6 protein-coding genes and 1 pseudogene are annotated in these 5,772 nt (G+C 43.1%); 1 reads left to right on the forward strand and 6 read right to left on the reverse strand.

Annotated features, from left to right (window positions below; translation table 11 throughout):
- The 6 genes and pseudogenes from AB4653_RS13615 to dusA form a co-directional block, all read right to left on the reverse strand.
- Nucleotides 1–509, reverse strand: a pseudogene (locus AB4653_RS13615) (sulfite reductase subunit beta); the annotation flags it as partial.
- Nucleotides 509–2,374, reverse strand: coding sequence for an assimilatory sulfite reductase (NADPH) flavoprotein subunit (locus AB4653_RS13620; protein WP_009847906.1), 1,866 nt, complete (start codon nucleotides 2,372–2,374; stop codon nucleotides 509–511). The gene AB4653_RS13620 and the pseudogene AB4653_RS13615, both read right to left, overlap by 1 nt.
- A 123-nt stretch (nucleotides 2,375–2,497) precedes the next feature.
- Nucleotides 2,498–2,728 (reverse strand): hypothetical protein, encoded by a 231-nt coding sequence (locus AB4653_RS13625; protein ID WP_004735813.1) that lies wholly within the window; start codon nucleotides 2,726–2,728, stop codon nucleotides 2,498–2,500.
- Nucleotides 2,729–2,950: 222 nt separating this feature from the next.
- Nucleotides 2,951–3,673, reverse strand: coding sequence for a TIGR04219 family outer membrane beta-barrel protein (locus AB4653_RS13630; RefSeq protein WP_080518003.1), 723 nt, complete (start codon nucleotides 3,671–3,673; stop codon nucleotides 2,951–2,953).
- Between the two features lie 135 nt (nucleotides 3,674–3,808).
- Nucleotides 3,809–4,030, reverse strand: a complete 222-nt coding sequence (pspG, locus tag AB4653_RS13635) for an envelope stress response protein PspG (RefSeq protein ID WP_009847904.1) — start codon at nucleotides 4,028–4,030, stop codon at nucleotides 3,809–3,811.
- A 239-nt stretch (nucleotides 4,031–4,269) separates the two neighbouring features.
- Nucleotides 4,270–5,271 carry a tRNA dihydrouridine(20/20a) synthase DusA gene (gene dusA / locus AB4653_RS13640; protein ID WP_009847903.1) on the reverse strand — a complete coding sequence of 334 codons (1,002 nt, stop codon included), beginning with the start codon at nucleotides 5,269–5,271 and terminating at the stop codon, nucleotides 4,270–4,272.
- Between the two features lie 161 nt (nucleotides 5,272–5,432).
- Here dusA and AB4653_RS13645 point away from each other — a divergent pair, with 161 nt between their 5' ends.
- Entirely contained in the window at nucleotides 5,433–5,747 is a 315-nt protein-coding gene (locus AB4653_RS13645; protein WP_009847902.1) for a tyrosine-type recombinase/integrase, read from the forward strand.
- Nucleotides 5,748–5,772: the final 25 nt, after the last annotated feature.

A 5,772-nucleotide genomic window follows, 5' to 3' on the forward strand; every position in this document is an offset into this window, starting at 1 on the left:
CAGAGCTCGGACTCAACCGGGTTCGTGGTACACAAAACATTTCGGTTTACATCACCCGCAGTAGCGATCGAATCAATACCAATACTGTTTAGTGTTTGGTGCATTAACTTAATGTTCGGCTTCAACACACCATGGAACTGAAAGGTTTGACGTGTTGTTAGACGAATTGAACCATAAGAGGTGCTTTCATCTGCGAATTTATCAATCGCGAGCCACTGCTTAGGAGTGATGATGCCGCCTGGCATACGCGCACGTAGCATTACATTATGTAAAGGTTCTAATTTTTGCTTGGTACGTTCGTTACGAATATCACGGTCATCTTGTTGATACATACCGTGGAAACGGATCAGTTGAAAGTTATCTGCGGTAAAACCACCAGTGATACGATCTTGAAGATCTTGTTCAATCGTACCGCGAAGGTTTTTACTTTCACGCTTCAGACGTTCATTGTCAGCCAAAGGTCCCAGTACTTGACCTAGCACTTCTTGCTCTATTACTTGCTTGCTCATTAGTACACATCCCTTTGGTAACGTTTCGCTTTACGTAAATCATTAATATATTGTTCAGCTTGTTCGCGGCTCTGATTGCCATGTTTTTCCGCTATCGTAACTAACGCTTCATGGACATCTTTTGCCATTCGAGTTGCATCGCCACATACATAGAGGTACGCGCCCTCTTGAAGCCATTGCCAAACCTGCTCTGCCTGCTCAATTAATCGGTCTTGAACATAAACCTTTTCTTTTTGATCACGACTAAACGCAACATCAAGCTTGGTTAATGCACCAGATTTAAGATACCTCTGCCATTCAACTTGATATAAGAAATCTTGAGTAAAGGTACGGTCACCAAAGAACAACCAGCTTTTACCTTCAGCGTCATTGTTTTCACGCTCTTGAACAAAACTACGGAAAGGTGCGATACCTGTACCCGGGCCAACCATGATGATTGGTGTGTTGTCGTCTTGCGGCAGTTTGAAGTTATTGTTGTTCTCTACAAACACCTTAACTTCACCACCTTCTTCAAGGCGTTGAGCTAAGAAACTTGAAGCACCACCCAGACGAGATTCATCGCCCTTTTGGTATTCAACCAGACCAACCGTTAAGTGAACTTCTTCATCCACTTCAGCTTGGCTTGATGCAATAGAATAGAGGCGTGGAGTTAACTTACGTAGTAGGCCAATCAGTTCATCAGCCGATAGCTTGGTCTTCTTCTCAGCTAAAACATCAACAACTTGAGTATTACCCGCGTATTCACGAAGCTTGTCTTTATCTTCCACCAGCTTAATTAACTTCTTGCTGCCCGATAGCTCAGCAAACTTAGTCACTAGCTGAGGGTTTGAAGATGTAATCTCAAATTTGCTGACGAGTGCGCTATGCACAGACAAGTTGTCACCATCGACATCGACACTTTCGATACCAGACAGCCCAACCTTAGAAAGAATTTGATTTGCGAGTTCTGAACTGTTTTCAAACCATACGCCTAGCGCATCACCCGGTTGGTAAGTAATACCCGACTCATCAAGATCAATTTCGATATGACGAACATCTTTGCCCGAATCACGACCAGTGATCTTTTGGCTCGTCAATAATGTCGCGGTGTATGGGTTTTGTTTGGTGTATTGCGAATGACCAGCAGCCGCTTGACCGACTGGTAATTGAACCACATCGGCTTCAGTACCTGTCGATAGCGTCTCTTTTACTTGCTCTAATGCTTTAGCGCGCCATTCCGTTGCTGATTCTTCGTAATCAACATCACAATCAAGACGGTCAACAAACGATTTAGCACCAAGCTTAGCGAGGAAGTTATCGAAGTCTTTAGCCGTTTGGCAGAAGAACTCATAGCTTGAGTCACCTAAACCGATCACACCGTATTGTAGGTTTGATAATTTTGGCGCTTTCTTCGATTGAAGGAATTCATGCAACTCAATAGCGTTATCAGGGGCTTCGCCCTCACCATTGGTTGAAGCTACAAAAATGACGTGTGTCTCTTTGGCTAAGTTCTTACCTTTATAATCACTTGCATCGAAAAGCTCGACAGCAATCCCTAAGGCTTTCGCTTCTGCCTCAAGCGATTCGGCGACACCTTTCGCATTACCGGTTTGGGATGCGAAGATAATGCTGAGCTTACCCGCAGGTTTTGCGGCTACTGCAGCGGCTGCTTGAGCGATTGGCGCGGCGGCACCCACAGGCTGAGTTTGGCTCACACCCCAAAGGTAACCACTGACCCATGCCAGTTGTTGAGAAGATAATTCAGAAACAGTTTGCTGAAGATGACCCAATTGTTGGTCATTAAGTGGTGCTGCTAGCCCAGGTAACTCATTAGCCCCAGACTGTGCATTATTATTTTGTGAAGACTCTTTCTTATTTAAAGACATGGTCACGACATCCCTAATCATTGCGTGACGATAGATTAACCACTCCTTTTAATAACAAGAAAGAATAGAAAAGTATGTTTTATAACTTTTTGGAAGTAAAAACCGATTGAAACGTCAATTGAGTTACTGGTTTTCAATACGAACTTGTTGAAAGCCAACCGCCATTGCCGACTTAGATGCTAGGTCTAAATCCGCGTAATGACACTCTTCACCATGAACATCAGTAAGCAAAACAAAGCCACCGCCCATATGGCGAAACTCCACAACCCAAGACCCCTCTTGAATTGAGGGCTCTATGATCGCTTCAACCAACAGATTTTCTCGATATAAATTTCGTAATTCATTGAGTGTCATATTCCATCCCTTGCTTTGACCTCACAACATAGACCTTATAAGAATAGACGCTAATTAGGTCTCTGTATTAAGGATGGTCGAAAGTGATGAATGTGCTAACTAATTCCAGAAAAGTATATACCCAAGTAACTTCAAGATGCTTGGGTATAACCAATAGATATAAAAAAACGCCACTTAATAAAGTGACGTTCTTAAATTTCGTTCTAGATTCGTTTTAATTGCCTAGAAGCGTACTTCTACGCCAGCAAACCAACCATCAACCATAACAAACGATTTAGGTGGCCCTGGCTTTGGGTCATCTAACGGATCAGGTTCTTTGTCCGTCTCAAGAGGTTTGTTCAGCTCTGAAGAGAAGAATTTGTCCGAATCAAGGTCGATCACACGATAGCCACCACGAAGTGCTATTTCAGTATCTGCCACTGGAATACGGTACTGAACACCCGCCATCAAATCGGTACTCTTAATACCGTTGCTATCACCAAATTCCATCGTACCAATGATATCAAGCTGAGTATTAGGGACATTGATTTCTGCGTTACCGTAGAAGCTCCAGGTAAACTCATCAAAACTTGTCGTTTTCGAACTGTACGGGTCTTTGTAATGTGAGTTTGCATACTGAGTAAATGTCACACCCGCATCGAAGTTCATCAACTTGTGATCCAACATTGTGTAGTAGAACGTGTAGTCATACTTATCAAACGCTAACAATGTTGTATCAACAGTAGAGTAGCGGAAACTCGCATTTGGCAGCTTAGGGGCATTATGCTCAAATGCGAAATACAACGAAGGTGAGTTTGAGTCACTCGACCTAGCTTCGTTCAGCTTTGTACTTCCCCACCACATATCAGCACCGATCTTAGTCGTGTAAGAAAACTCTTCTTCAGCGGACACAGCCGAACTTAAAGAAAGCATTCCCACTAAAGCAATTAATGGCATTTTATTCATTTGAGATAGCTCCAATTCCATATCGTTGTGCTAATTGTATGCACATTCATAGATTATTGGGGAAAATTCTACCACACATCTTAAATTCTAAAACGATAAACCGCTGACGAGTAAAGATTTGACGACACGATGACCTTAATAACGTCTTTGGTTAGAGCTGTGTACATAGTTTTTGAAAAACCACACACCCACTGCAATCACGATCAGCCAAGGCAGCAGTTTAAACACAACCCCCATCATACCTAAGACCAGCATGACCGCTAACGCGATTCCGGTTGCCGCTAGTACCGTCATAAACGTAATACCAGTAACGAGTAAAGTTGCGACGAAAATAAGAACAAAGATTAATTCAAACATAATGGTCTCCCTAATGAGTTCATGACCTATCTTTCCTACTTTCTAACATTGCAGCTTCCATACCAAGTTAGATACAACCATAAACTCCTTATTTATCAGGCAAATAAAAAGCCACACATCTTCATGCGTGGCTTTTCGGAAACTCACAATGGTAAATTTAGCCTCTAATGGCGAATTTAGCCTTGTTCTTTAAGCTTTTAACTTTTAGTTCTTGGCTTTTGCTTTAACCTTGAGGGTGTCTATACGTTTAGCTCTTTAGGGATCTTAGCCAATGCCGTCTGAATCACCTCAATGCCCGCGCCTTTCTTATGTGCATTCTCACTGATGTAACGACGCCATTGTCTTGCACCCGGCATGCTTTGGAACAAACCCAGCATATGACGAGAGATATGACCAAGGCTCGCTCCATTCGAAAGCTGACGCTCAATGTACGGGTACATCTCTTCAACTACTTGTGAACGCTTCTTGATTGGCGTGTCTAAACCAAAGATCTGCTGATCAACTTCAGCCAAGATAAACGGGCTATGGTATGCCTCACGACCAATCATCACACCATCAAGGTGCTGCAAGTGCTCTTTAGTTTGTTCTAATGTAGTAATGCCACCATTTACCGCAATCACTAGATCTGAGAAGTCTTTCTTGATTTGGTATGCACGATCGTAATCTAGCGGTGGGATCTCACGGTTCTCTTTCGGGCTAAGGCCACTCAACCACGCCTTACGCGCATGGATAGTAAATTGCTCACAACCGCCCTTTTCAGAAACAGTAGAAACAAACTTAGTCAGAAACTCGTAAGAATCTTGGTCGTCGATACCAATACGCGTTTTTACCGTAATTGGAATATCTGTGACTTCTTTCATCGCTGACACACAGTCTGCCACCAGCTCGGGCTCAGCCATTAGGCAAGCGCCAAAGCGACCATTCTGAACTCGGTCTGAAGGACAACCTACATTGAGGTTCACTTCATCATAACCACGCTCACCAGCAAGCTTGGCACAAGCCGCCAAATCAACCGGGTTTGAACCACCAAGTTGAAGTGCTAATGGGTGTTCTTGCTCGTTATACTCTAGAAAGTCGCCCTTACCATGTAAGATCGCACCAGTTGTGACCATTTCCGTGTACAGAAGCGTCTGCTGAGATAGCAAACGGTGAAAGTAACGACAGTGGCGGTCAGTCCAATCCAACATGGGTGCAACGGATAAGCGGTTAGCCGCGTATTTACTGGTATTGTCAGGTTTCATAAAGCGTTACTCAAAATCTATACACTGCATATATATACAGAAACTCGCTAGTTCAGCCGCAAGCTCCCCCACTCAGTACGCTTATAGTACGTATTGATGGAGTGGAACGAAGGCATCTAGCATTAAAAAGAACACTTCAAAGCGGTGAATCACGCTTCACAGTGGACATTGTAGTCAAAAATAATTCGGCGATTATACACAGGGAATCGAAAACATTCAGGAACAAAGACCAACTTATTTTTCCCTACAACTCACGAAGTGTTAGTGCAGGCTTTCAGCGAGTGAGAAACGAATTGGGTATTGAGGATTTGAGGTATCACGACCTACGAAGAGAGGGAGCAAGTCAGTTGTTTGGAAAGGGCTACTCTATTGAAGAAGTAGCTCAAGTGACTGGGCATAGATATCTAAATATTTTGTGGCAAGTTTATACTCAATCATTCCCAGCAAACCTTCATAAGAAATCATTAAACGACTGATAAATAAAAAGTAATAACCCCACAC

The organism is Vibrio sp. 10N.222.48.A3, from assembly GCF_041475345.1.
Lineage (GTDB): Bacteria > Pseudomonadota > Gammaproteobacteria > Enterobacterales > Vibrionaceae > Vibrio > Vibrio tasmaniensis_A.

Coding starts and splice junctions, on each gene's coding strand:
- AB4653_RS13620 (WP_009847906.1), bottom strand. CDS start 2,374: ATGTCTTTAAATAAGAAAGAGTCTTCACAAAATAATAATGCACAGTCT.
- AB4653_RS13625 (WP_004735813.1), bottom strand. CDS start 2,728: ATGACACTCAATGAATTACGAAATTTATATCGAGAAAATCTGTTGGTT.
- AB4653_RS13630 (WP_080518003.1), bottom strand. CDS start 3,673: ATGAATAAAATGCCATTAATTGCTTTAGTGGGAATGCTTTCTTTAAGT.
- pspG (WP_009847904.1), bottom strand. CDS start 4,030: ATGTTTGAATTAATCTTTGTTCTTATTTTCGTCGCAACTTTACTCGTT.
- dusA (WP_009847903.1), bottom strand. CDS start 5,271: ATGAAACCTGACAATACCAGTAAATACGCGGCTAACCGCTTATCCGTT.